The 24,066-nt window shown below is 53.3% G+C and carries 23 protein-coding genes; 11 read left to right on the top strand and 12 right to left on the bottom strand.

Going from position 1 to position 24,066, the window contains the following annotated elements; all coding sequences use genetic code 11:
• From nusB to E6Q52_RS04440, 3 genes are read right to left on the bottom strand one after another with little or no spacing between them, the layout of a single operon-like run.
• Positions 1–492, bottom strand: coding sequence for a transcription antitermination factor NusB (nusB, locus tag E6Q52_RS04450; protein WP_292818996.1), 492 nt, complete (start codon positions 490–492; stop codon positions 1–3).
• Positions 489–938: a 6,7-dimethyl-8-ribityllumazine synthase gene (gene ribH, locus E6Q52_RS04445; protein WP_292818994.1), complete on the bottom strand. Its 450-nt coding sequence runs from the start codon at positions 936–938 to the stop codon at positions 489–491. The genes nusB and ribH overlap by 4 nt, the downstream gene beginning before the upstream one ends.
• 60 nt (positions 939–998) lie before the next feature.
• Positions 999–2,660 carry an OFA family MFS transporter gene (locus E6Q52_RS04440; protein ID WP_292819040.1) on the bottom strand — a complete coding sequence of 554 codons (1,662 nt, stop codon included), beginning with the start codon at positions 2,658–2,660 and terminating at the stop codon, positions 999–1,001.
• Between the two features lie 166 nt (positions 2,661–2,826).
• On the opposite strand from E6Q52_RS04440, the gene phoB reads away from it, so the two are divergent.
• From phoB to lnt, 6 genes are all read left to right on the top strand, one after another.
• A complete protein-coding gene (gene phoB / locus E6Q52_RS04435; RefSeq protein WP_019883356.1) occupies positions 2,827–3,531 on the top strand; it encodes a phosphate regulon transcriptional regulator PhoB in 705 nt (234 codons plus the stop codon).
• A 110-nt stretch (positions 3,532–3,641) separates the two neighbouring features.
• Positions 3,642–5,270, top strand: a complete 1,629-nt coding sequence (locus tag E6Q52_RS04430; protein ID WP_292818991.1) for a hypothetical protein — start codon at positions 3,642–3,644, stop codon at positions 5,268–5,270.
• 46 nt (positions 5,271–5,316) lie between these two features.
• Positions 5,317–6,297, top strand: a complete 981-nt coding sequence (locus E6Q52_RS04425) for a glycosyltransferase family 2 protein (RefSeq protein ID WP_292818988.1) — start codon at positions 5,317–5,319, stop codon at positions 6,295–6,297.
• Positions 6,298–6,304: 7 nt separating this feature from the next.
• Positions 6,305–6,679: a GtrA family protein gene (locus E6Q52_RS04420; RefSeq protein WP_292818985.1), complete on the top strand. Its 375-nt coding sequence runs from the start codon at positions 6,305–6,307 to the stop codon at positions 6,677–6,679.
• An 8-nt stretch (positions 6,680–6,687) separates the two neighbouring features.
• Positions 6,688–7,524 (top strand): ChbG/HpnK family deacetylase, encoded by an 837-nt coding sequence (locus E6Q52_RS04415; protein ID WP_292818983.1) that lies wholly within the window; start codon positions 6,688–6,690, stop codon positions 7,522–7,524.
• Positions 7,525–7,565: 41 nt separating this feature from the next.
• Complete coding sequence (gene lnt, locus E6Q52_RS04410) at positions 7,566–9,008, top strand: apolipoprotein N-acyltransferase (protein WP_292819037.1); 1,443 nt, start codon at positions 7,566–7,568, stop codon at positions 9,006–9,008.
• A 705-nt stretch (positions 9,009–9,713) separates the two neighbouring features.
• Here the strand turns inward: lnt and E6Q52_RS04405 are convergent.
• From E6Q52_RS04405 to E6Q52_RS04390, 4 genes are all read right to left on the bottom strand, one after another.
• Positions 9,714–12,788: a CusA/CzcA family heavy metal efflux RND transporter gene (locus tag E6Q52_RS04405; RefSeq protein WP_292818980.1), complete on the bottom strand. Its 3,075-nt coding sequence runs from the start codon at positions 12,786–12,788 to the stop codon at positions 9,714–9,716.
• 3 nt (positions 12,789–12,791) lie between these two features.
• A complete protein-coding gene (locus tag E6Q52_RS04400) occupies positions 12,792–13,880 on the bottom strand; it encodes an efflux RND transporter periplasmic adaptor subunit (protein WP_292818977.1) in 1,089 nt (362 codons plus the stop codon).
• A complete protein-coding gene (locus E6Q52_RS04395; RefSeq protein ID WP_292818974.1) occupies positions 13,877–15,157 on the bottom strand; it encodes a TolC family protein in 1,281 nt (426 codons plus the stop codon). The genes E6Q52_RS04400 and E6Q52_RS04395 overlap by 4 nt, the downstream gene beginning before the upstream one ends.
• A 63-nt stretch (positions 15,158–15,220) precedes the next feature.
• A complete protein-coding gene (locus E6Q52_RS04390) occupies positions 15,221–15,655 on the bottom strand; it encodes a hypothetical protein (RefSeq protein WP_292818971.1) in 435 nt (144 codons plus the stop codon).
• Positions 15,656–15,807: 152 nt separating this feature from the next.
• Here E6Q52_RS04390 and glyQ point away from each other — a divergent pair, with 152 nt between their 5' ends.
• Genes glyQ through E6Q52_RS04365 form a run of 5 tightly spaced genes read left to right on the top strand, consistent with a single transcriptional unit; the run spans position 15,808 to position 20,836 of the window.
• The gene (gene glyQ / locus E6Q52_RS04385) at positions 15,808–16,749 is read left to right on the top strand and encodes a glycine--tRNA ligase subunit alpha (protein WP_029147150.1); all 942 of its coding nucleotides are present in this window, start codon (positions 15,808–15,810) and stop codon (positions 16,747–16,749) included.
• Entirely contained in the window at positions 16,746–18,845 is a 2,100-nt protein-coding gene (glyS, locus tag E6Q52_RS04380; RefSeq protein WP_292818968.1) for a glycine--tRNA ligase subunit beta, read from the top strand. The genes glyQ and glyS overlap by 4 nt, the downstream gene beginning before the upstream one ends.
• Positions 18,846–18,870: 25 nt before the next feature.
• Complete coding sequence (gmhB, locus tag E6Q52_RS04375) at positions 18,871–19,413, top strand: D-glycero-beta-D-manno-heptose 1,7-bisphosphate 7-phosphatase (protein WP_292818965.1); 543 nt, start codon at positions 18,871–18,873, stop codon at positions 19,411–19,413.
• On the top strand, positions 19,413–20,126 hold the full coding sequence (locus tag E6Q52_RS04370; RefSeq protein ID WP_292818962.1) for a 1-acyl-sn-glycerol-3-phosphate acyltransferase: 714 nt from the start codon (positions 19,413–19,415) through the stop codon (positions 20,124–20,126). Before gmhB ends, E6Q52_RS04370 begins: the two co-directional genes overlap by 1 nt.
• A complete protein-coding gene (locus E6Q52_RS04365) occupies positions 20,123–20,836 on the top strand; it encodes a M48 family metallopeptidase (protein ID WP_292818959.1) in 714 nt (237 codons plus the stop codon). The genes E6Q52_RS04370 and E6Q52_RS04365 overlap by 4 nt, the downstream gene beginning before the upstream one ends.
• Before the next feature lie 58 nt (positions 20,837–20,894).
• On the opposite strand, the gene E6Q52_RS04360 is transcribed toward E6Q52_RS04365, so the two are convergent.
• From E6Q52_RS04360 to E6Q52_RS04340, 5 genes are all read right to left on the bottom strand, one after another.
• Positions 20,895–21,818 (bottom strand): DMT family transporter, encoded by a 924-nt coding sequence (locus E6Q52_RS04360; protein ID WP_292818955.1) that lies wholly within the window; start codon positions 21,816–21,818, stop codon positions 20,895–20,897.
• A gap of 116 nt (positions 21,819–21,934) precedes the next feature.
• Positions 21,935–22,162: a (2Fe-2S)-binding protein gene (locus E6Q52_RS04355; RefSeq protein WP_019883336.1), complete on the bottom strand. Its 228-nt coding sequence runs from the start codon at positions 22,160–22,162 to the stop codon at positions 21,935–21,937.
• 134 nt (positions 22,163–22,296) lie between these two features.
• Complete coding sequence (gene bfr, locus E6Q52_RS04350) at positions 22,297–22,773, bottom strand: bacterioferritin (RefSeq protein ID WP_292818952.1); 477 nt, start codon at positions 22,771–22,773, stop codon at positions 22,297–22,299.
• 9 nt (positions 22,774–22,782) lie between these two features.
• Positions 22,783–23,271, bottom strand: a complete 489-nt coding sequence (bfr, locus tag E6Q52_RS04345; protein WP_292818949.1) for a bacterioferritin — start codon at positions 23,269–23,271, stop codon at positions 22,783–22,785.
• Positions 23,272–23,439: 168 nt separating this feature from the next.
• Positions 23,440–24,030 (bottom strand): SCO family protein, encoded by a 591-nt coding sequence (locus E6Q52_RS04340; RefSeq protein ID WP_292818946.1) that lies wholly within the window; start codon positions 24,028–24,030, stop codon positions 23,440–23,442.
• Positions 24,031–24,066 lie beyond the last annotated feature (36 nt).

Below are 24,066 nucleotides of genomic sequence, written 5' to 3'. Positions count from 1 at the left end.
TTATCTTTTAGTTTGCTGGCCAAACTCATGAGGCCGTGCTTGTGCGGCAATTTTATCTAGCACGCCATTAATGTATTTATGGCCATCAATGCCGCCATAGGCCTTGGCCAACTCAACCCCTTCGTTGATGGCTACGCGGTAAGGGATGCTGACATCAAACATCAGCTCATAGCCAGAGATACGTAAAATAGCATGTTCAATCGGGCTAAGCTCTTCTAGCTGGCGGTCGATAAACTGGCTGATCATGGCATCAATCTCAGCGGTGTGGTCGAGTACGCCGGTCAATAGCAGCTTGAAGTAAGTCTCGTCTGCTTTAAAGTAATCTGGGTCGTCCAGGCTATCCAGCCGCAGCTGCTTCACGTCACCGGCATTCATGCGGTTACTGTAGAGCGCTTTGAGTGCCAGTTCGCGTGATTTGCGGCGGTTTTTACTGCCTTTGCTTTTGGCGGGCGCCGCTTTGTCCTGGCTCAAAGCTGCTTTATCGTCACTCATAGTGCGCTCACTAAATTTGCCATTTCAATGGCGGCTTGGGCGGCTTCAGCGCCTTTTACCGCCACGCGCACTTCTGCTTGCTCATCATTTTCTGTGGTGAGAATCGCATTGGCAACTGGCACGCCGGTATCACGTTGTACTTCTGAAATGCCACGCGCAGACTCATTAGAAACCACTTCAAAATGATAGGTCTCGCCGCGGATAATCGCGCCCAGTGCGATCAGGGCATCATACTTTTCAGTCATGGCCATGTGTAACAGAATCAACGGTGTTTCCAGCGCACCAGGCACGGTGGCGAGGGTGATGTCTTCAGCAGCGACGCCGAGCTTGAGCAGCTCTTGTTCGCAGGCTTGTAATAAGCCCGCGCCAATATTTTCATTAAAACGGGAGAGGACGATACCGATTTTTTTACCGTTACCGTCCAGGTTTTTAGCAATTTTGTTCACTTGTGCGTCCGTGGGTTAAAACATAAACCGCTATTTTAACCCAAACGGCAAGGTTACGGATTATGCGAATAGTGACCAGGCTTTTTGTATGGTCATCCAGATACCATAACTGATAGGAATCAGCACTGCCAGCCACGCCAGTTTAACCAGAATATCAGGCGTTTTCTGGTTGTTTTGTTTAATGCTCACGACCTGTTGGCTGGTGGTTTTACCGCCACTTTGCTCTGCCGCCAATTCGCTATCTGACATAAAGTATTTGTCTGCGACTGGCCGCACTAGCAGGTTGGCGACAAAGCCCACACCCAGCAAGGCTGCCAGCGTCATGAAGATCGGCGCATAAATATCAGCATAAGGGACATTGGCCTCTAGCCGTACGTCGTGCAGATAGTTGACGATGACAGGACCCAAAATACCCGCGGTTGACCAGGCGGTGAGCAGGCGGCCATGAATAGCGCCGACAAACTGCGTGCCGAACAAATCAGCCAAATAAGCCGGGATGGTGGCAAAGCCGCCGCCGTACATAGAAGCGATGATGCAAAATACCAGCAGGAACAACGCCAGTTGATGATGATTGGCTGCGTAAGTGCCACAGACATACATCATGATGCCAAGCACAAAAAAGATGAAATAGGTTGTTTTGCGGCCCAGTTTGTCTGACGAAGTGGCCCAGCCGATGCGGCCAAAAATATTAAACAATGAGATCAGTCCGACAAAACCGGCGCCGACTGCTGCTGCCGCAGCGGTCAGTGCTTCATCAGCCTTAATCTCGGCAAAGCCAAGGGTAGGCTGGCCAATCAATACGCCACCAAATGTTTCCTGCAACATGGGGGCTGCGGCGCCGATAATGCCGATGGCGGCAGACACATTCATGCACAAAATGAGCCACAGTAACCAGAATTGCGGCGTTTTGTGCGCGTTTTTGAGATGCACGTGGCGTGTAGCGACCAGACGATTATGTTGAGTGTCTGGTGGCGTCCAGCCAGAGGGTTTCCAGTTAGCGGCTGGCACGCGATAGCCCAATGAGCCGCAGGTCATAAACACGGCATAAATCAGGGCAAGTACGACAAAGGTTTGCCAGACACCTGGAGCGGTGGGCGTGGCGAAGATGCTCATGAGTTTGGTGGCCAGGGGCGAGCCTATCATGGCGCCGCCGCCAAAGCCCATAATGGCCAGGCCAGTCGCCATGCCGCGACGATCCGGAAACCATTTGATCAGGGTCGAGACCGGGGAAATATAACCCAACCCGAGGCCAACACCACCAATGACACCGCTGCCTAGCCACATCATCCACAACTGGTGTTGGTAGACACCGAGGGCTGAAATTAGCAAGCCACCACACCAGCAAAGCATGGCGACCAGTCCTGCTTTGCGTGGGCCAGCACGTTCCAGCCAGCCACCCCAGACGGCGGCTGAGCAGCCCAGCAGCACAAAAAACAAGGTATACATCCAGCCGAGGTCAAACTGAGTCCAGTTGCAATCGGTGGCGGTCAGCGCTTTGGCGGTGCCTGCCAGTTTGTCCGCAAAGGTGCTTGCCCCAGCGGCGCAAGCGGCCACCGGTTTGCCGTCAGGCCCAGTGAGCGCATTGCCCAGTGGTTTCCAAAAGACGCTAAAGCCATAAGCCATGCCGATGGAGAGGTGGACTGCCAATGCTGCTGGTGGTACTAGCCAGCGATTGAAATGATTGCCAGCGGTGATGTGTTCTTTGGAAAGATTAAGCAAGATTAAAACCCTTTATTAACGTCCGTTACATCTTGTTACAATTTGCTTTAAAAGGCAATAACAGCAAAATTAAATTTATGTGATGTTGTCATTAAAATGTCATAATTCATTCATAAACTGGCGAGCATTCAATCAATACTTTGATCTCAAATTGCTTAAAGGGAGTGTCATGGCTGCAGCGAATATTTTGGTGGTAGAAGACGAACCGGCGATCCAGGAATTGCTGGCGTTGAATATCAAACAAGCGGGGCATCATGCGATCCGTGCCACCAGCGTTGAACATGCGCAAATGCTGTTACGTGAAACCATGCCAGACCTGATTTTGCTGGACTGGATGTTACCAGGCATGAGCGGCATTGAGTTTGCGCGTCGTCTGAAATCGGACAGCTTGACCAAAGAAGTACCGATTATCATGCTGACCGCCCGTGGCGACGAGTTTGATAAAGTGCGCGGCCTGGAAGTCGGTGCAGATGATTATGTGACCAAGCCGTTTAGCCCACGCGAGTTGAATGCGCGTATCAAGGCGGTGTTGCGCAGACGTGCACCGCAAATGACGGATGATCCGATTGAAATTGCCGGTTTGCATCTGGATCCGACCACCCACCGCGTGACTGGCCATAATGTACATATTCCACTGGGGCCTACCGAGTTTAAGTTGTTGCATTTCTTTATGACCAACCCGGAGCGCGTGCATAGCCGTACGCAATTGCTCGACAAGGTTTGGGGGGATCGCGTGTTTGTTGAAGACCGTACAGTGGACGTCCATATTCGCCGCTTGCGCAATGCACTGGTGGCGTCCAAGCATGAAGAAATGATCCAGACCGTGCGCGGCTCTGGTTACCGCTTCTCGGTACATACCGATCCTGGTAATTAATCTGGCAGTCTTGCCCAGATTTATTTGAGCGCGGCAGGGGTCGCGCTCTATCCTCAGGCAGGGTGTCGTGATACGCTTGCGCGTGTCAATTTTTCACGATTAAATAGCCCATGAAACCCCTTTTTGCCCAAGCTTGCTCAGCTGTCACGTATCGCTGGTTGATACGTTTCTTTTGGCTGGCGCTTATCATTTGGGTAGCCCTCACTTTTCGCCAGCACGGCATCAGCAACGACGAGTATGTGCAGCATACTTATGGCCAGATGCTGCTCGACTGGTATCAGTCCGGCTTTAAAGACCAGGACGCTTTTCACTACCGCAATCTATATCTATACGGCGGCCTGTTCGACATTGTTGCCGCCGCGCTCGACCCCTATATCCCGATCATGATCTGGGATATTCGCCACTTGCTTTCAGCCTTGTTTGGCCTGCTCGGTTTTTATGGCGTCTCCAGGTTTGCGCATTTGCTGGGCGGTGAGCGCCTGGCGTTGCTGGCGATGACGCTGCTGTTTCTCACCGTGTCATGGTCTGGCACCATGTTTACCCATACCAAAGATGTGCCCTTCGCCACCTGCATGTTGTGGGCACTGTATGCCACTGCGCTGGTGGTGCGCGATATGGAGAATGTCAGCGGTAAAGCCATTGTGTTGCTCGGCTTCGCGGTCGGCGGCGCATTGGGCTTGCGCGTGGGCGGCGCCTTTGCCGTCATCTACCTGGTGTTGATGGTGCTTGCACGCGTCTTGCTCGACCATAGATCTGAACGCACACCAATCTGGTCGCGCTTGCTGCGCATGGTCTTGGTGTTGCTGCCCGCAGCCGTCCTGGCGTTTGTCTTTATGGCCATGTGCTGGCCGTGGAGTGTGATTGAGCCTGATAACCTGCTGGAAGCCGCCAAGTCGTTCTCACACTTTGACTTTAATATGCAGACCATTGCCAATGGCGTGGTCTACAACATCAGCGAAGTGCCACGCAGTTATCTGTTCCAATACCTGGCAGTCAAATTGCCAGAAGCGGCTTTATTAGGCATTTTCAGTCTGCCTGTGCTGTGGTTTTTGCACCGACCAGCTTTGCGCCTGGCTGATCAGTCGACACGTATGGTTATGTACACCCTGTTGATGGGTATCTTATTCCCGCTCATTTTTGTGATGGATGACCGGCCTGCCTTGTATAACGGCGTGCGCCACTTTACTTTTTTGCTGCCTTTGCTGGCGATTTTCTCGGCTTGGACGATGGTGGCCGTCTGGCAGGCATTCGCCACTAGCCAGTTACAGGCACGAGTGGCTTATCAAGCCATTTGGGGCGGCGTGATGGCTGGCTTGATGCTGGTGACGCTGGTGGATATTGTGCAATTGCACCCATACCAATACGCCAGACTCAACCGTTTAGCAGGCGATCAAACGCAATCCCAGTTTAAGTGGGAGGGCGATTACTGGTCGAGTGCCTTACGTGCCGCCACTGATCAACTCACCGAGATGCCTTTGCCTGCACGCGATACACCTTACTGGGTGGCCGCTTGTGTAGATACCCCGCAAATCGAACCTTATCTGGATGGCCGTTTTAGCGTCACCCGCCGCTGGGAAGAGGCCGACTTTTTCCTCTCCACCACCAATATGCATTGCCATGAGGTGATGCAGGGCAAGCTGATCGGTGGCGTGCAGCGGCAGGGCATGTGGCTGACCGTGATTAAAGACCGGCGCCACCTGCAAGGGGATGATCGCCGCGCTACCCCGGCCAAAAATTAGTCGCATCCACTACAATAACCGCACCGAACCTGCTAATCTGATTGCCATGACTACTGTTGACGCTCACCGCCCCACCGCCCAGCCGCATATCACGGTGATGGTGCCTGCTTACAATGAAGAAAAAAACATTGCGCATACGCTGCAAAATATCCGTGGCGTGTTGCAACAGATGTCACCACATTGGGATATGGTGGTGGTGGATGATGGCAGCCGTGACCATACCTCACAGGTGGTGCAGTCAATGGTGGAAGCGTGCCATGTCACTTTGGTCAGGTTTTCGCGTAACTTTGGCAAAGAAAACGCCATTAGCGCTGGCCTGAGTTATGCCAAGGGCGACGTAGTGATTTGCATGGATGCAGATGGCCAGCATGCTTCAGAGCTCATGTTTACCATGCTGGAAAAATGGCGTGAAGGCTATGATATGGTCTACGCTGTGCGTCAGGATCGTGAGCAGGAGTCGTCCTTTAAGTTATGGGGCTCGCGCCTGTTTTACCGCATGATGAGCGCCAGCACCCATGTTGAAATCCCACGTGATGCCGGTGATTTCCGTTTGATGAACCGCGCGGTGGTGGATGCTTTGTGCGCTTTGCCTGAGCGTAACCGCTTTATGAAAGGCATTTATGCATGGGTCGGCTACAAGTCCATTGGTATTCCTTATACCCCGTTGCCACGCTTGCACGGCGAAAGTGCTTATTCAAAACTCAAATTGATAGCCTTGGCGTGGACAGGCATTACCAGCTTCTCAGTCTTACCATTGCGTTTGGCCAGTTTAACAGGGGCCACGCTGGCTTTATTAGCATTTGCCTATGGTGCTGTGGTGGTGATTGATGCCCTGTTTTTACACGAGTCTGTGCCTGGTTGGCCGACGGTGGTGGCCAGTATGATGTTCTTCGCTGGCGTGCAGTTGTTATTTATCGGCGTACTCGGTGAATACCTCGCCCGCGTCTATGATGAAGTCAAAGGCCGTCCACCTTATATTGTGGCTGAAGTCGTTGCGCCAGCTGCTTCGTCCAGCCATCAATCCTGAGATATATATGCGCGCCTCTGTGCTAGGGTTTGTCAGTGTGGGGGCGTTGGCTGCCGCGGTGCATTATGTTGTGGCATTGTTGGCCCATGCCTGGGGCTGGCAGCCTTCAGGCGCAAACTGGTTAGGCTTTTTATGTGCCTTTCCGGTCAGCTATATCGGGCATCGTCGCTGGTCGTTTCGGGGCACACAGGCTAGTCACAAAGCCGCATTTTTCAAGTTTCTCGCTGTGGCCTTGCTTGGCTTTGTGGGTAATCAGGCTCTGTTATGGCTGGCGTTGACCTACACGCCATTGCCTTTCTGGTTTGTGCTTGGCGTAGTGATGGTGTTGGTTGCGGTCAGCACCTGGCTGCTCAGCCGTTTTTGGGCTTTTCAGCATGATTAAGGCGTTGTATGGCTAAGGTGATTATTTGTGCGGATGATTATGCGCAGTCGGCAGCGATCGATGCCGCTATTTTGACCCTGATTGAGCGTGGCATTTTAACTGCGACCTCTTGCATGACGCTGAGCCCGCGCTGGCCGGAGAGTGCGCGGCAGCTCACCCCGCAATTGCGCACCAAGGCGGACCTTGGTCTGCACCTCGATTTCACCCAATTTTCACGCACCATGCGTGTCGCTCACCCTGTGCTGGTGCTACGAAGCTTGACTGGCTTGCTCAGCACACAAACCGTGATGGCCAATATCAAGCAACAGCTAGATGCGTTTGAAGATGCGTTGCATACGCCGCCAGATTATATTGATGGTCATTTGCACGTGCATCAACTGCCCATCATCCGCGAGGCACTGCTCACCATTTTGCAACATCGCTATAGCCACTTAGCCCCAGCTGAGCGGCCATGGTTGCGTATCTCCAGCCCACCTGTGGAGAGTGGCTTTAAGGCCAGAATCATTCATTGGCTAGGTGCGCAAACACTCAAGCAACTGGCCACCAAAGCTGGGTTTCGCGTCTCACCCCTATTGTTAGGCGTCTACAACTTTCAGGGCGATGCCGCAGCCTATCAGGCACATTGGTTGCACTGGGCCAGGCAACTCAAACAGTTGGCCATCTCTGAAACAGACTTGCCGCCGGTGCTGATGTGTCACCCGGCACGGCCTACGCAAGCCATTGACCCACAAGACCCGATCGCTATCGCCAGGATGATAGAGTGGCAAGTCATGCAATCGGCCGACTTTTCTGCCTGGCTGTCCATGGCGGATATACAAGCGGTGAAAGGTTTGGTGAAAGGGTGATCGCATTGAATGCTGTGAAAGTTTGGGCAAGTCATGCCCCGATGTGGCAACGCGCCACGCTGGCGCTCACCCTGGGTGCGCTCACCGTGCTGGGTTTTGCGCCTTATGGTTTGTTCTGGCTGCCCTGGCTCACGCTAGCCGCCTTGCTGTGCCTGTGGCAGCAAGCCACAACGCTTGCACACGCATTTAAACTGGGTCTGGCCTTCGGTCTCGGTCTGTATGGCTTCGGCATCTACTGGATTTACATTAGCCTGCATACCTTTGGCGGCATGCCGTGGTGGTTTGCCGAATTTGCCACCTTATGCCTGTGTGTATTTATGGCACTGTTTCCGGCGCTTGCCGGTTATTTGGCCAAGCGGCTGGGCCAGTTGTTGTGGGGTGCGCCGCTGTTGTGGGCGTTATCAGACTGGGTACGCAGCTGGATTTTCACCGGATTCCCCTGGTTAACGCTTGGTTACAGTCAGGCGCCGGATAGTCCGCTGGCAGGCTTCTTCCCCGTGATGGGTGTTTATGGCGTTTCTGTGATGGTGATGCTAATGGCGGCTTGTATGCTCGCCTTAGCCACCACTCAGCAGCGTCTACGCCCAATGGGCATCCTGGCTCTGTTACTCATCGGTGGCAGTCTACTCACGCAAGTGCCATGGACCAAGCCCGTCGGCAAGCCGGTCAGCGTGGCCTTGCTGCAGGGCAACATCAGCCAAACCATCAAATGGTCGCCCGAGCACGCCGAACAAACCTTGCGCCAATATGTCGACATGGTGCAGCAAGCCAACGCGCAATTAATCGTCCTGCCGGAAACGGCTTTACCTGTATTGCTCGAGCAACTCGCGCCGGTGTATCTCGATGCGCTGAAACAACACGCCCAAAAGCACCAAGGTGATTTGCTGGTTGGGGTGGTAGAGAGCAAGCATGGGGAATACTTTAATAGTGCCATCAGCCTTGGCGCGTCAGCCACGCAATCTTATTCCAAAAGCCACCTGGTGCCCTTCGGCGAGTTTATTCCGCTCAAAAGCGTGTTCGGCTGGATTTACCGCGACTGGCTGCATATGCCGCTGAGCGATTTATCGCGCGGCACCTCTAAGAAACCACTGCTGATCGCCGGGCAAAAAGTCGGCGTCAACATCTGTTATGAAGACGTGTTCGGCGAAGAAATTGCGCAGCAACTGCCGCAAGCGGAGTTGTTGGTGAACATCAGCAACGATGCCTGGTATGGGCAATCGTTTGCGGCGGATCAGCATATGCAGTTTAGTCAGGTGCGTGCGATAGAAACCGGGCGTATGGTGTTGCGTAGTACCAATACTGGCGCGACGGCGATCATCGATAAAAATGGCCAGGTGTTGCAGCATGCAGCACATGACCAAGCGGTGATATTGACCGGAGATGCGCAGAGTTATCGTGGGCAGACGCCTTATGTGTGGTGGGGGAACTGGGCGTTTCTGGTGTTGAGTGTTGGTGGATTATTGTGGATTCGGTTTAAAAGGTAATTTTTTGGTTTCTTTGTGCATTTAGGCGAGGTTGCTTTTCGCCCTTTTGGCGAGTTACTTTTCTTTGCTTGTAGCAAGCCCGGTTTGTGGAAAGATCTATTTCGCCCTTTCGGCGACCATTCTTTCTTATGCTTGTCCATAAGAAAGAAGGCAAAGAACAAGACACCCCAGCTTCCGCTTGTTCCCTGCGCTACTCGGCTTGTCGGGCGTCCATCGAAACTCAACCTGGCATCTCACACAAAGCGTGAGCTGCTGCGGGATTCGGACAGCCTATGGCCGAAAGCTCCCGCCAACCCTGCGTTGCTCGGCGCTGCAGATGGGGACCCCGAACACCATGCGACTGCAACTGTTCGCGAACTGAATAAAAACAGAATCTGTTTTTTGAACCGTCCAAACTTTGGCACTGCTGCTTAAGTGAGATAAATCCCATTCCATCACGCTGAGTAGCGGAGACGAAGTGGGGGTAGTCGTCCATCGGCTGTTCGAGTTCCGCGGTGGCTTGCGTCTTTTGCAAGCCGCTAGGGCGAGTTTCGATGGACGCCCACTTTGTTGAGCAACGCAAGGGAGCCTTTAGGCCATGATGGCTGGGTGCCCTCTTTTTGGTTACTTTTTTGGGGCAAGCAAAAAAAGTAACTCGCCAACAAGGCGAAAGAAATCGTTGCATTAATCAGCCAATAGCTATTTCGTAAAGAATTACTTTCTCATTTAATCCACTTTCTCTTTGCCGAAAAAGTATTGATACAAAATCGGCAATACAAACAACGTCAAAAACGTGGCCGTAATCAGCCCGCCAATCACCACAATTGCCAATGGTCGTTGAATCTCCGCCCCCGGCCCCGTGGCAAACAGCAACGGGATCAACCCAAACGCGGTGATGCTGGCCGTCATCAGCACGGGCCGCAGGCGTCGTTTGGCGCCTTCATAAGCAATCTTGCTTGCTGCCATGCCTTGCGCGGCCAACTGCTGAAAATGGCTCACCATCACCACGCCATTGAGTACGGCGATGCCTAGCAAGGCAATAAAACCAACCGAGGCGGGCACTGACAAATATTCGCCCGAGAGCCACAGTGCAAAGACGCCGCCTATCATGGCAAACGGGATGTTGGCGAGTATCAGCAGCGCTTTGGGCAGCGAGCCAAAGGTCATGAACAACAGCAGGGCGATGAGCGCAATGGCCATTGGGATGACGATGCTAAGGCGTGCCGCGGCGCGTTGCTGATTTTCAAACTGACCGCCCCATTTGAGCCAGTAGCCTTCGGGTAGTTTGACTTGCTGCTCGACTTTCTGTTTAGCTTCCTCGACAAAACTCACCAGATCACGGCCTTTGACGTTGGCGGTGACGACGACCATGCGGTTGCCACGTTCGCGGTCTATTTTGACCGGGCCTTCTTCGCGCACAACATGGGCGACGCTGGAAAGCGGCACGGTGCCGCCTTGCGGGAGCGCCAGCATCAGTTGGCTGAAGTCTGAGGCGGATTCGCGCACGACCTGACTGCCGCGAAGCAAGATGGGCGTGCGGCGAGTGCCTTCGAGCACGATGCCTAACAATTTGCCTTCAAGCTGACTTTGTAGCAGAGCATTGATGTCGGCCACACTGAGGCCTAACCTACCAGCGGCGACGCGGTCTATGCGGATTTGCAGGTATTGCACGCCACTGTTTTGCGGTGTGTAAACATCTTGATTACCCGGCACCGATTCCAGCACCTTGATGATCTCTTGCGCTTTCTGGTTGAGCACATTGAGGTCGGTGCCAAAGATCTTCAGTGCCAGGTCGCCACGCACGCCGAGGATCATTTCATTGACGCGCATTTCGATCGGTTGTGTGAAGTTGTAATCCAGGCCTGGCACGCTTTGCATGACGTGGCGCAGTTTTTCGATCAGCGCGGCTTTGTCCGGCACCTGCCATTGCGCGCGCGGCTTGAGCACCAGAAAGTTGTCCGTCTGGTTGACGCCCATCGGGTCCAGCCCCAGCTCATCCGAACCCGCTCGTGAATACACGCCCTGAATCTCAGGCACTTGTTGCAACAAGGTTTGTTGTAAATGGCTATCGGTGGTCACACTTTGCGCCAGGGCGATGGATGGCAGTTTTTCAGTGCCGATAATGACGTCACCTTCATCCATGGTCGGCATAAAGGTTTTGCCAATCAGTGGATAGACGACCACCGTGAGCGCCAGCAGAATGGCGGCTACCAGCAGCACCGGGCGTTTGTGTTGCATGGCAGCGCCTAGGCTGTGGGCGTACCAGCGATTGAGGTGGCGGATTAACCACGGATCTTCAGCGGCATGGTCTTTAATCAGGAACGATGCCAGCACTGGGATGATCGTCAGCGACAGCAGCAATGAGGAACCCAGCGCAAACATGATGCTGAGCGCGACTGGCGCGAACAGTTTACCTTCCAGCCCTTGCAGCGTGAGCAAGGGTAAAAACACCGTAATAATAATCACGATACCTGCGCTGACCGGCACGCTGACCTCACGCATGGCGGCAAGGATAATGGTCAGCTTGTTTTGCTCAGGCGTTTTTGGTGCATGCGCCAGATGGTCGACGATGTTTTCTACCACCACCACAGCGGAGTCGACCAGCATGCCGATGGCAATCGCCAGACCGCCTAATGACATCAGGTTAGCTGACATACCGTAGCGCTGCATCAGCCAGAACGTTGCCAGCATGGAGAGGGGCAGCGCGCAGGCGACGGTGAGCGCGGCACGCAGGTTGCCCAGAAACAATACCAGTAACACCAGCACCAACACGACGGCTTCCATCAGCGCTTTATTGACGGTGTGCACGGCCTGTTCTACCAGGTTGCCACGATCGTAAAACACTTCTATCTTCACGCCTTTGGGCAATGCCGGCGCCATTTCGGCCAGTTTGGCGCGCACGCCTTCTACCACTTGCCTGGCGTTGGCGCCACGTAGGCCCAACACCAGGCCCTCGACGGCTTCGCCTTTGCCGTTGCGGCTGACGGCACCATAGCGCGTCAAGGCGCCGATGCGCACTTCTGCCACATCGCCTATGCGTACCGGGCTGCCTTGATGACCTTTGAGGACGGTGTTGCGCACATCATCCAGCGTTTTAAAGGCACCTTCGGCACGTACCAGCAACGATTCTTCGCCATCTTGCAGACGACCCGCACCATCGTTGCGGTTGTTATCGCTGGTTGCTAGCTGCAACTCACTGAGCGCAATGCCACGTGCTTGCAGTTTGGCGTTGTCGGGCACGATTTCAAAACTACGCACTAAGCCGCCCAAGGCGTTGACGTCAGCGACACCAGGCACGGTACGCAAACGCGGACGAATGACCCAGTCGAGCAGGGAGCGTTTTTCCTGCAGGCTCAGCGTGTCTGATTCAATGGTGAACATAAACATCTCGCCCAGTGGCGTGGTCATGGGCGCGATGCCGCCGGAGACTTGGGCGGGTAAATTGGGCCAGGCATTGTTGAGCCGCTCGGTGACCTGCTGGCGCGCCCAGTAAATATCGGTGCCGTCCTCAAAGTCGATGGTGATGTCGGTCAGCGCGTATTTGGCGACGGCGCGCAAACTGGTCTGCTTGGGGATGCCCAGCATCTCTACTTCAATCGGCGCGGTAATCCTCGCCTCGACTTCTTCCGGTGTCATGCCGGGCGATTTGATGATGATTTTGACCTGCGTCGAAGACACGTCTGGAAACGCATCAATTGGGATGGTTTGATACGCGGTCCAGCCTGCAATCAGTAGGCCAATGGCGAAGACGCAGACCAGTAAACGCTGCTTGAGGGAGGTTGCTATAAGCCAATCTAACATACTCTACTCCCCACCCAGGCCAAGCCAGTGGCCTTTTAACGCGGCCACGCCTTGTACGGCGATGGTCTCGTTGCCACGCAAATTGACTTGTACGGTTAACTGCTGGTCTTGCTCCAGCATGACTTTCACAGGCGTCACCGCCACGCCTTTGGCCTCTTGCACAAAAATCACCGCCTGCTCGCCTTGTCTGGCCACCGCGCTTCTGGGCACAGCAAAGCTGCCTGCTGCGGTCTGTTCCACCAGCGCTACATCGACCACTTGTCCCACGGAGAGCTGTTCTGCACCTTGGCTGATGGTGGCCCGCACTTGTGTGGTCTGGTTGTTTTTGTTCAACTGCCGCAATACGGTGTCAACCTTGGCAGTCAAGTTGTGCTTAGGCAAGCGCACTAAGGCACCGGGGCGCAGTTGCTGGGCTTGCGCAATCGGCACTTGTATCATCAGCCATAATGGGCTGGGATTGCTGATAATATAGATCGGCATCGCCATATCCACGCGTGCGCCTACCTGCTGTTGCTGTTCCATAATCTGCCCGCTGATCGGTGCGATAATCGCCATGCCATTTTGCATGCTGCGCTTTTGCGCCAGTTGCTGGATTTGGCCCTCGCTCATGCCTGCCAGTTTCAAGGTCTGTTTGCGCTCATGCATCAGCGCCTGGCTGGTTTCATAAGCGCTTTGCGTTTCCTGTATGCGGCGCTGGGCAATAATGCCATCTTTAAACAACTCCTGATCGCGTTTGAGCGCCTGCTCGTGCAGCCTGGCCTGGGTGTCACTTTGCAAATAGTTGCTTTGCAAAGCCACTAAATCGGGGCTGCTGAGTTGGCCTATGACTTGGCCTTGTTTGACGGTGTCGCCCACGCTGACGTTGAGCCGGGTAATCAAGCCGCCTTGTGGCGCGGTGACGACGCGGGTTTGTGTCGGTGGTAATACTACTTCTGCCGGATAACTGGCGGATAGCCCTTCTTGCTGGGCTTGCAAATGGCCCCATTGCACCTGCATCTGCTTCAGTTGTGCGGATGAGAGCGGTAACAGGGTGGCTGCCGAAGCGTGCAACGACAGGCAAAGCGAGCTAACTAAAAATAGAATTCTTTTCATGGTAGGACTCCTACGGCCTGGTTGTATTTGGCAATGTTCCATTGCACTTGTAGCTGCTGGCTGCTCAAGCTGCGCTCCGCTTCAAAGGCCAGTAATTGCAGGCGTAATAATTGGTTGAGATCGAGTTCGCCCAAACGATAGGCTTTGCGCGCCAGGCTGGCATTTTCACTGGCGATGGCTTGTTGTTGCTGTATGAGCGTGAGTTCCTGACGGCTGACGTGCAGGTTATGCTCGGCTTCGTGCAGGTTGTTTTCCAGCTGGCGGCGCAAGGTTTCCAACTGGGTGCGCGCATCGCCGATGTTCTGCTCGGCATTGGCCAACAGGGGTGCGCGTTGCACTTCGCTTTGCAGCGGAATGTTGATGGCTACCCCCATGCTGGAGTTGTAGGCGTAATCAAAGCCGCCCTGGATGGTGCGCGTGCTGAGGGTAAGCTGCGGGTTTTGTCGCTGCTCTATCATGGTCAGGTCGCGCTGGCCTTCTGCCAGCTTGACCTTGGCTTGCGCGGCCTGCCAGTAAGGCGAGTCAGCATAGTCTTCACGGGTCGATAGTGGCTCTTCCAGTTTGGCAGGCATCTCATTCAGCCCAGTGAGTTGCTGGTAGCGGAATTGCGCGTGCATGAGCTCGGCATGGGCGGTCACGCGCAGGCGTTCGGCTTGCAGGGTTTCCTGGTCTACCTGCATCACTTCCAGTTTGGCCACTTCGCCAGCTTTAAAGCGTTTTTGGACATCTTCGGACAGGCTGCGCATGGTATTGCGACGGGCGTCAGCTAGCCCGACGTCGTTGCGGCGCATGGCGATATCCCACACCGCATTGCGTAATAAATCGGCCGCCAGTTGCTGCAAGCCTGCCCGGTCTTGCGACAGGCTGTCATCGGCCAGGCTGGCTACTTGGCTGCGTGCCTGGCGCTGGCCGGGTAACCAGATTGGGATTTGCATTTGCGCTTGCCACTCGCGCTCGTCACGATTGCTCATCAAGGCATCGTTTTGATGCGAGAAGCCAACTGACGGCGCTTGTGGCAACCAGCTATTGGCCATGGTGCGGCGTGCATGCACCATCTGTTGATGGGCCGCCAGCAACGATTGCTGGGGGTGGATAGCGACGACCTGCTGCAATACCTCATGCAGGCTTAGGCGCGGGTTGGCGGCGACCGTGTCTTCGTGATCGCTGGCCAAGTTGGCCATGCTTTCGGCCATGGCAGGCGTGACATGGCTTATCATCAGCCAGATGCCGCATGCGATTAACCGGGAGTGAAACACTCCCCGAGATAAATGAAACATAGATTCTCCTGAACAAAACAGGCAAACGGATGGCAAGCGCCAGCCGATGCGTTAGTGGTTTGTTCAGGCGTGAGGCGGGGCGCGCGGGGTGTGGCGGGTGAGCGGGGACGGATGTAGGGCGTTGTGATTCGGCTGTCGTGCAAACTGGCGACGTGGCAGCAGCAGGCACATAGACAACACGAATAAGACAGGTACGAGCGCAGCCAGCCAAATATTGGCAAATGCATCAATCAAGGACAATAAAGTATTGCTTTCACTGATGGCTTGACCCAGGCCGATGATTTGACCGTGCGATTTATCTGAGTGCATATGCCAATGAAATGGGTGTTGGGACTCGGCTGTTTCGGTATGCAGTGCAGGAATATCCACCATATGCATATGCGGGCCATCGTCAGCCGCAGTATCGCCTGCCGCATGGGCGTGCATCAGCGGCGCGATGGTTTGCAACAAAGCAAACCATAACGTCAGCAACAATACCCATGTGCGATAAGATTTCATCTTCTCAATCTACCAAATTTTATGTGATGCCACAATCGCAAAAAACCGTAAAAACCACTCTATCTCTTATAACGGGTCAGCAATGCGATTTCTTAACCTAGTCTGAATCAGGTAAAATATTCGTTTTACAATTAAGCAGATCAGGCGTCATGGTGCTGACCTTTCAACAAATCATTTTAAAGCTGCAGGAATACTGGGACAAACAAGGCTGCACATTGTTGCAACCTTACGATATGGAAGTCGGCGCAGGCACCAGCCACACCGCGACTTTCTTACGCGCACTTGGCCCAGAACCCTGGAAAGCCGCCTATGTGCAACCCAGCCGCCGCCCGAAAGATGGCCGCTATGGCGAAAACCCTAACCGTTTGCAACATTACTACCAATACCAGGTGGTATTAAAACCGGCGCCGGCCAATATTTTGGAGCTCTACCTGGGCTCACTCGAAGCGCTAGGCTTTAATCTGCAAGAAAACGACATCCGTTTTGTGGAAGACGACTGGGAAAACCCGACGCTGGGCGCCTGGGGACTGGGCTGGGAGGTCTGGCTCAACGGCATGGAAGTGACGCAGTTCACTTACTTCCAGCAAGTCGGCGGCATCAACTGCAAGCCGATTACTGGTGAAATTACTTATGGTTTAGAGCGTTTGGCCATGTATCTGCAAGGCGTAGAAAACGTCTATGACCTGGAATACTCGCCAGGCGTGAAATATGGCGATGTGTTCCACCAGAATGAGGTGGAGCAATCGACTTATAACTTTGAGCATTCTGATGTCGACTTTTTGTTCACCGCCTTTAATGCGCACGAAAAACAAGCCAAGCATTTGATGGAAAATAAATTGGCTTTGCCGGGCTATGAGCAAGTGCTCAAAGCCGCGCATACCTTTAACCTGCTCGATGCGCGTGGAGCGATTTCTGTCACCGAACGGGCGGCGTATATCGGCCGTATCCGTAACCTGGCCCGCGCCGTGGCCGCTAGCTACCTCGATAGCCGCGCCAGACTGGGTTTCCCGATGGCGCCTAAAGCCTGGGCCGACGAAGTGTTGGCCAAACTGGACAGCGAACAAGCAGAACAAAACAAGAAAGCCGCCGCATGAGTACCCGCAATCTGTTAGTTGAATTATTTGTTGAAGAACTGCCACCAAAAGTTTTAAAAAAACTAGGCGAGTCTTTTAGTGGTGTATTGGCCGAGAGCCTGAAAGCCTCAGGCTTGCTGGCAGACGGCAGCGCGGTGACTACCTTTGCTTCGCCACGTCGCCTGGCCGCGCATATAACCAATGTTTCTGCTAAAGCGGCAGACAAACAAGTGGCGCAAAAACTGATGCCAGCGACGGTGGGCTTGGATGCTAACGGCAATGCAACGCCTGCGCTGCTGAAAAAATTGCAAGCCTTGGGCGAGGGCGAAAGTGCCGTTGCCAAGCTGCGCAAAGAAAACGATGGCAAAGCCGATATTCTGTTTTTGGATGCGACGCAGGCTGGCGCCACATTGGCAGAAGGTTTGCAAAAAGCACTGGATGAGACGCTGGCTAAGCTGCCTATCCCCAAAGTGATGACTTACCAGATTAACGATGGCTGGGAGAGCGTGAATTTTGTGCGTCCGGCCCATGGCTTGGTAGCGCTGCATAGCAGCGAGGTGGTGCCAGTGTCTGTGCTGGGATTGTCTGCGGGAAACACTACGCAAGGCCACCGTTTTGAGGCGAAGCAACCAGTGGTTACCCTCACTTCTGCGGATACATACGCGCAGCAATTGATTGAAGAAGGTGCGGTGATTGCCGGGTTTGATGCGCGTCGTGCCGAGATTGTGAAACAATTGCAGGCCGCTGCTGACAAGCAAGGTTTGAAGCCGATTGAGGATGATGCCTTGCTGGACGAAGTGACTGCGCTGGTGGAGCGCCCTAACGTATTGCTGGGCCAGTTTGAAGAAGAATTTTTGGCTGTGCCGCAAGAGTGTCTGATCTTGACCATGAAGGCCAACCAGAAATACTTCCCGTTACTGGATGCAAGCGGCAAGTTAACAAATAAATTCCTGATTGTTTCCAACATCAACCCGGCTGATGCCAGCAAGGTGATTGGCGGCAACGAGCGCGTGGTGCGTCCACGCCTGGCTGATGCCAAGTTCTTCTTTGACCAGGACCGTAAAAAGACGCTGGAAAGCCGTTTAGCTGGCTTGGGCAAAGTGGTTTACCACAACAAGCTGGGCTCACAAGGCGAGCGCAATGAGCGCGTGGTAGCGATTGCATCTGCGATTGCCCAACAGATTGGTGGTGACGGCTTTGTGGCTAAAGTGGCGCAAGCCGCACGTTTTTCTAAAGTCGATTTGCTGACCGATATGGTGGGCGAGTTCCCTGAGTTGCAAGGCATTATGGGCCGCTATTACGCCCAGCACGAAGGCCTGGCTGATGACGTGGCCTATGCGATTGAAGACCATTATCGTCCACGGTTTGCCGGCGACGAATTGCCACGCAGCCAGGTCGGTGTGGTGGTGGCATTGGCAGATAAACTGGAAACCTTAGTGGGGTTGTTCAGCATAGGTGAAAAACCAACGGGTGATAAAGACCCGTTTGCCTTGCGCCGTCAGGCACTGGGGATTTTGCGTATGCTGATGGAAACCGATTTGCCATTGGCGTTTGACCAGTTGATCGCACAAACTTTGAGCGTCTTTAATGGCGGTCAGGAAGTAGCCGAAGCGATCAAAGCCTTCTGTTTTGACCGCCTGGCGGTGAACCTGCGTGACCAGGGCGCGAGTGCGCAAGAGGTGGACGCGGTATTGTCATTGTCACCGAATCAGTTAGCCGAAGTGCCGCGCCGTTTAAGCGCCGTGCAAGCCTTTGCCAACCTGGCCGAAGCGCCAGCACTGGCGGCTGCCAACAAACGTGTATCTAATATCTTGAAAAAGGTGGAAGGTGAAGTGAAGGCCGCAGTGAATGTGGAGTTGCTGCAAGAGGCGGCTGAAAAAGCCTTGCATCAGGCGCTGGCTGAAACCAAACCCAAGGCTGACCAGTTGTTTGAAACCGGTGATTACACCGCTTCTTTACAGGCGCTGGCAGTATTAAAAGCACCGGTAGACACTTTCTTTGACGCCGTGATGGTGAATGCGGATGATCCAGCACTCAAGGCCAACCGCCTGGGGTTGCTGGCGACCTTGCATCAGGCCATGAACCGCGTGGCCGACTTATCTAAACTGGCCAGTTAATCGCATTGCCGTCAGGAGTTTATGCATGAAATTAGTCATTCTCGACCGTGACGGCGTGATTAACCGCGACAGCGCGACCTTTATCAAAAATCCCAACGAGTGGATTCCGATTCCTGGCAGCCTGGAAGCGATTGCGCTACTTAATCAGCATGGCTATCGCGTCGCTGTGGCGACCAATCAGTCTGGCATCGCGCGTGGCTATTTTGATATGGCCACCTTGAATGCCATACACGACAAAATGCATAAAGCATTGGCGCAAGTGGGCGGCCGCATTGACGCGGTATTTTATTGCCCGCATGCCGCTGATGCGCATTGTGCTTGCCGCAAGCCAAACACGGGCATGCTAGAGGAAATCAGTCGCCGCTTTAATATTGAGCTGACCAAAGTGCCTGGGGTCGGTGATGCCTTGCGTGACTTGCAGGCGTTTGCCAAAGCCGGTTGCCAGCCGTATCTGGTGCGCACGGGTAAGGGTGAAGAAACCTACAACTTGTCTGATGTTCCCGAAAATACCATTGTCGTTGCCGATCTGGCTGCCGCAGTGAAAGACATTATTGCAGGTGACCGATAATGCAAAAAGCCGTGTTGTATGTGCGTGCCTGGTTGTTTTATCTCGGATTGGTGGCACTGACAATCCCGTTTTCGCTACTGGCAATCATCTTAATCCCCTTGCCAGCGGTCACGCGTTCACGCTGGGTCAGCGGTTGGGCGTATAGCGTGTTGTGGTGGCTCAAGGTCACTTGCAATCTGCGCTACGAGGTCCGTGGCCGCGCGCATATTCCTGCGCATGCCCATATTATTCTGTCTAAACATCAGTCCGCCTGGGAGACCATCGGCTTGCAGTGTATTTTTCCGCCGCAAATCTGGGTGATGAAAAAAGAATTACTGATGATTCCTTTCCTGGGCTGGGCATTTTGGGCGCTGGATGCGATCCCGATTGACCGTAGTGCTGGTCGTGAGGCTTTAAAAAAGCTGGTGAATCATGGCAAAAATAGACTCGCACGCGGCTTGAGTGTGGTGATTTTCCCCGAGGGCACGCGCATGGCGCCAGGCGTGCGTGGCAAATATCATATCGGTGGTGCCTGGCTGGCGTCGCATACCGCCACAACCGTGGTGCCCGTGGCGCACAATGCTGGACGTTTCTGGCGTAAAAACTCCATGCTTAAATATCCAGGTGTCATCCAAGTGGTGATTGGTCAGCCGATAGAAACCGCTGGTCTCAAGCCAGATGCCGTCAATAAACTGGTTGAAGACTGGATTGAAGCCGAGATGTTAACCCTGTGATTGCGCGGCAGCTGCAACTGCCTAACGGGCATCGTATCGATTATCAGCTCGACCTGCGTGCGCGCAGGACCATAGGCCTTAAAATCACCGCCAATGGCTTGGTGGTGCACGCACCAACACGTATTTCTGCCACGCAACTCCAGCAAGTGTTATTAGAAAAATCCAGCTGGATACAGCAAAAACTCGCCTTGCGCGAAGCTAATCAGGTCGCGCCCATGCAATGGCAGGACGGCGAACCGCTATTGTTTATGGGGCAGGATATTGTACTGACGCTGCAACAGCATGCCACTAATAAAGCGGTGACACTGCAAGGCAACCAGTTACTGATTAGGTCGCCACAGATCGACCAGCCAGCGCTGGTCGCACGCAAAGTACTGCAATGGTATGCGCAGCAAGCGCTGCCGGATTTCACGCGCAGAGTTGAACTCATCGCCGCGCAGATGGGCGAAAAAGTCAGTGCCGTGGGTCTTTCAAATGCTAAATCACGCTGGGGCAGTTGTAACAGCCGCAAACAGATTCGCCTCAACTGGCGCTTGATACAAGCACCACCGCATGTCATTCAATATGTCGTCTGCCACGAAATGGCACATCTCAGGGAGATGAATCACTCGGCTAAATTCTATGCCGTGCAAGCCAGCCTGTTCCCGGGCTATGTCCAGGCTGAAAAAGACTTAAAAGCGCTGTCATCTATCTTGCATCGCATGGCTTGAATGCGGTGTCAGGCCTGCCTGCCATCTCACCTTCATCAACACTCAGACTGTTTAATACTCAAACCTTGCCAGAGGCTGCGTTGTTAGCGCTGTTGGCTAGCCAGATTCCAGAAAAAATAGTCAACATGCCCGCCAGCTGATAGCCATGAAAAGGTTCTTTTAACAATAGGCTGGAAAGCAGCGAGCCAAAAATCGGCATCGCGTGAATAAACACACTGGCGCGTACCGAGCCCACCAGAGTCACTGCCTTGGCGTAGGCCAGAAAGGCAATCACTGAGGGGAAGATACCGATATAGAGCAGTACCCATATCGTCTGTGGGTGGTCGATATGCGCCGTGATAGTGTGGCTTTCCCAAACGTAAAGCGGTAGTAGCAATGCTAAGGCGATGAGCACTTGGCATAACATGAGCCCGGTACGGTCTATCGTGGCCGGAATCTGTTTGAGCCATAAAGTGAACAGTGCCCAGCAAATCATGGCCAGAAAAATAATCACATCACCGGGGGCAAACGCCAGTGTGAGTAGCACCTGCAAATCGCCATGAGAGACGACGGTGAGCACGCCCGCGAGCGACACCAGCAGCCCGAGCAGTTGATTAGTCGGCAAATGCTGGCGATAAAACAAAAAGCCAAAAATCGCCACCAGGAAAGGGATAAAGGAGTTGAGGATAATGCCATTGGTGGCGCTGGTGGTGTGCAACCCCCAATACACCAGCAAGTTAAATGTGGCAACGCCGGTGATGGCCGTGCCCAGCACATGCCAGCGATAAGTCAGGTAATGAGCGCGATCACGCAAAAAAGGTTTGAGTGCAAATGGCAGCAGGCACAGGGTCGCCAGCCCCCAGCGAATCAGTGATAAAGCGACGGGCGGCACATCGCCGCTAACGGCGCGTCCGGCGATAAAGTTACCAGCCCAGAATAGGGGTGGCAGCAGCAGTAAGATTAATGTGCGCCAGTCTAGTGAGGTGCTTGGGGTATTTGCCATGCCTATGAATGCGTGATGGACCAGCGCAGATTGTAGTAGGCAATGCGGCTAGCTGCCAAGCATGTTGTGTGAAATAAAAAAGGGGCTGATCGCCCCATTTTTGAAACCAAATATACTTAGGCCGCGCCTAATTGTACGGGTGTTAACTGAATCAGTTTTTTTACCAGGCCAGGATGCTGTTCTGCGTGCGCTTCTTTCAGGCAGGCTTTAGCGCAGCTGGCACATTTGCCGCACTCCGCTCCAACGCCTAACTGTTCTTTCAAATGTTTCACGGTTTTTGCACCATTTCTCACCGCCTGGTGAACTTGACGCTCAGTGACTGCATTACACACGCAAACGTACATATTGCCTCTCATAGGATTACTAATGATAATTATTATCATTTATTGAGAGTTTGTCAAGGTGAAAATGGTTCCTTACAGCCAAGAAAAAAGCCGCTTTCGCGGCTTAATTCAACAGCTTATATGAATACCGGGGATTAGTCGGATTCAATCTGCGATTGCAGATAGTTAGGCAGCGTCACATCTGTAATCAGGCGCTGCTGGGTTTCCAGCCAGTCTACGGCTTCTTCGCAGGCTTCCAGTAGCTCAGTCAGCAAGTCACGGGTAACGTAATCTTGCAATTTTTCTGCCTCGGCAATCGCCTCGACCAGTTGCGGATGCTGCACTTCTTTTTCAAAGCTGAGGTCGCCTTGCAAACATTCCACCACCTCTTCGCCAATCAGCAACTTGCCCAGGTTTTGCAAATTAGGCAGGCCGTCCAGAAACAGGATGCGTTCAATCACTTCATCCGCTTCTTTCATCACGCGGATGGATTGTTTGTACTGGTAATCGTTGAGCTTTTCCAGGCCCCATTTTTTAAACATGCGGGCATGTAAAAAATACTGGTTAATCGAGGTTAGCTGGTTTTTCAACACCTTGTTCAAGGTGATGATCATTTGTTTATCGCCTTTCATGGCTACTCCTTATTCTGCCGCTGGGCTGTTATTCATCTGGCTTTGGCAATAGTTTTCCATGCCCACCAGTTTGATCAGGCTGAGTTGTTTTTCCAGCCAGTAGGCGTGGTCCATTTCGGTGTCATCCAGTTGCACCAGCAGCATTTCACGACTGACAAAGTCCTGCGCTTGTTCACAGGCCTCAATGGCTTTTTTCAGGTGTTTGACCACGGTGTATTCCAGCGCCAGATCAGACTCCAGCATCGACTTCACATCTTTGCCAATGTTGAGCGGATCACGCTTGGCCACATTGGGTTTGCCTTCAAGGAACAAAATGCGTTGGATGAGTGCGCGGGCATGTTCACGTTCATGTAAGGACTCATGCAGAATGTGCTCTGAGATCACGCTCAGCCCCATGTCCGCATACATTTCACCGTGAATGAGGTACTGGTCGGTGGCGGATAATTCGCCTGCCAGCAAGTCATTCAAGATGTCTATAATTTTTTTATCGCCTTTCATGGACGGCTCCTGTTTGCATTTTTGATGCAGCCATCATACAGGAAAGCAGAAATCATGCAATGAAAAATATAAATGTAAGTATTTGATTTTAAATAATATTTTAAATAAAAATATAAATGAAAATCGTTCTTGATGCGTTCTTGGTCAGCTTGTTAAGTGCTGGCTAAATTACAATAAAAGTCGTAAATCATGCGCGATATTTTCTGGTTTCTCGCCGTAACCCAGATAAATGCGGGGCGCCCCGGTTTTATCAAATACATACATGCCTGCGCTATGGTCCATGGTGTAGCCAGACTTACCTGGCTCACTGACTTTAGCCGCATACACTTTATATTCACTTAAATTGGCCGCCACTTCGGCCTCGGTGCCGCGCAAGCCGATAAAGCGCGCGTCAAACCCCGGCACAAACTGCGCCAGCACTGCCTGCGTGTCGCGCGCCGGGTCCACCGTCACAAACAGCACTTGCACGTCATTGGCCTGGTCAGCCAGCAGCTTCATGGTTTGCTTGAGGTCGCTCATGGTGGTCGGGCACACGTCCGGGCAATGCGTGTAGCCAAAAAACATCACCACCACCTTGCCTTTAAAGTCGCTCATGCTGCGTAATTTGCCGGTGTGGTCGGTTAACGACAGCGGTTTGCCAAACTGGGTGCCCGTTAAATCGGTGCCGATAAAACGGCTAGCGTTGCTTTGCTGGCAAGCCGCTTGCAGCATGGCTAAAAGCATCATTAGCAGGTAAACCCACTTAAAACCCATACGCATCTAAAAAATCCTTGTAAATCATCATCGAAATGGATT

The sequence above is a fragment of the Methylophilus sp. genome (assembly GCF_008015755.1).
GTDB lineage: Bacteria > Pseudomonadota > Gammaproteobacteria > Burkholderiales > Methylophilaceae > Methylophilus.
The sequence above is the reverse complement of the archived record's forward strand: the minus strand, read 5'-3'. Positions and strand labels throughout refer to the sequence as shown.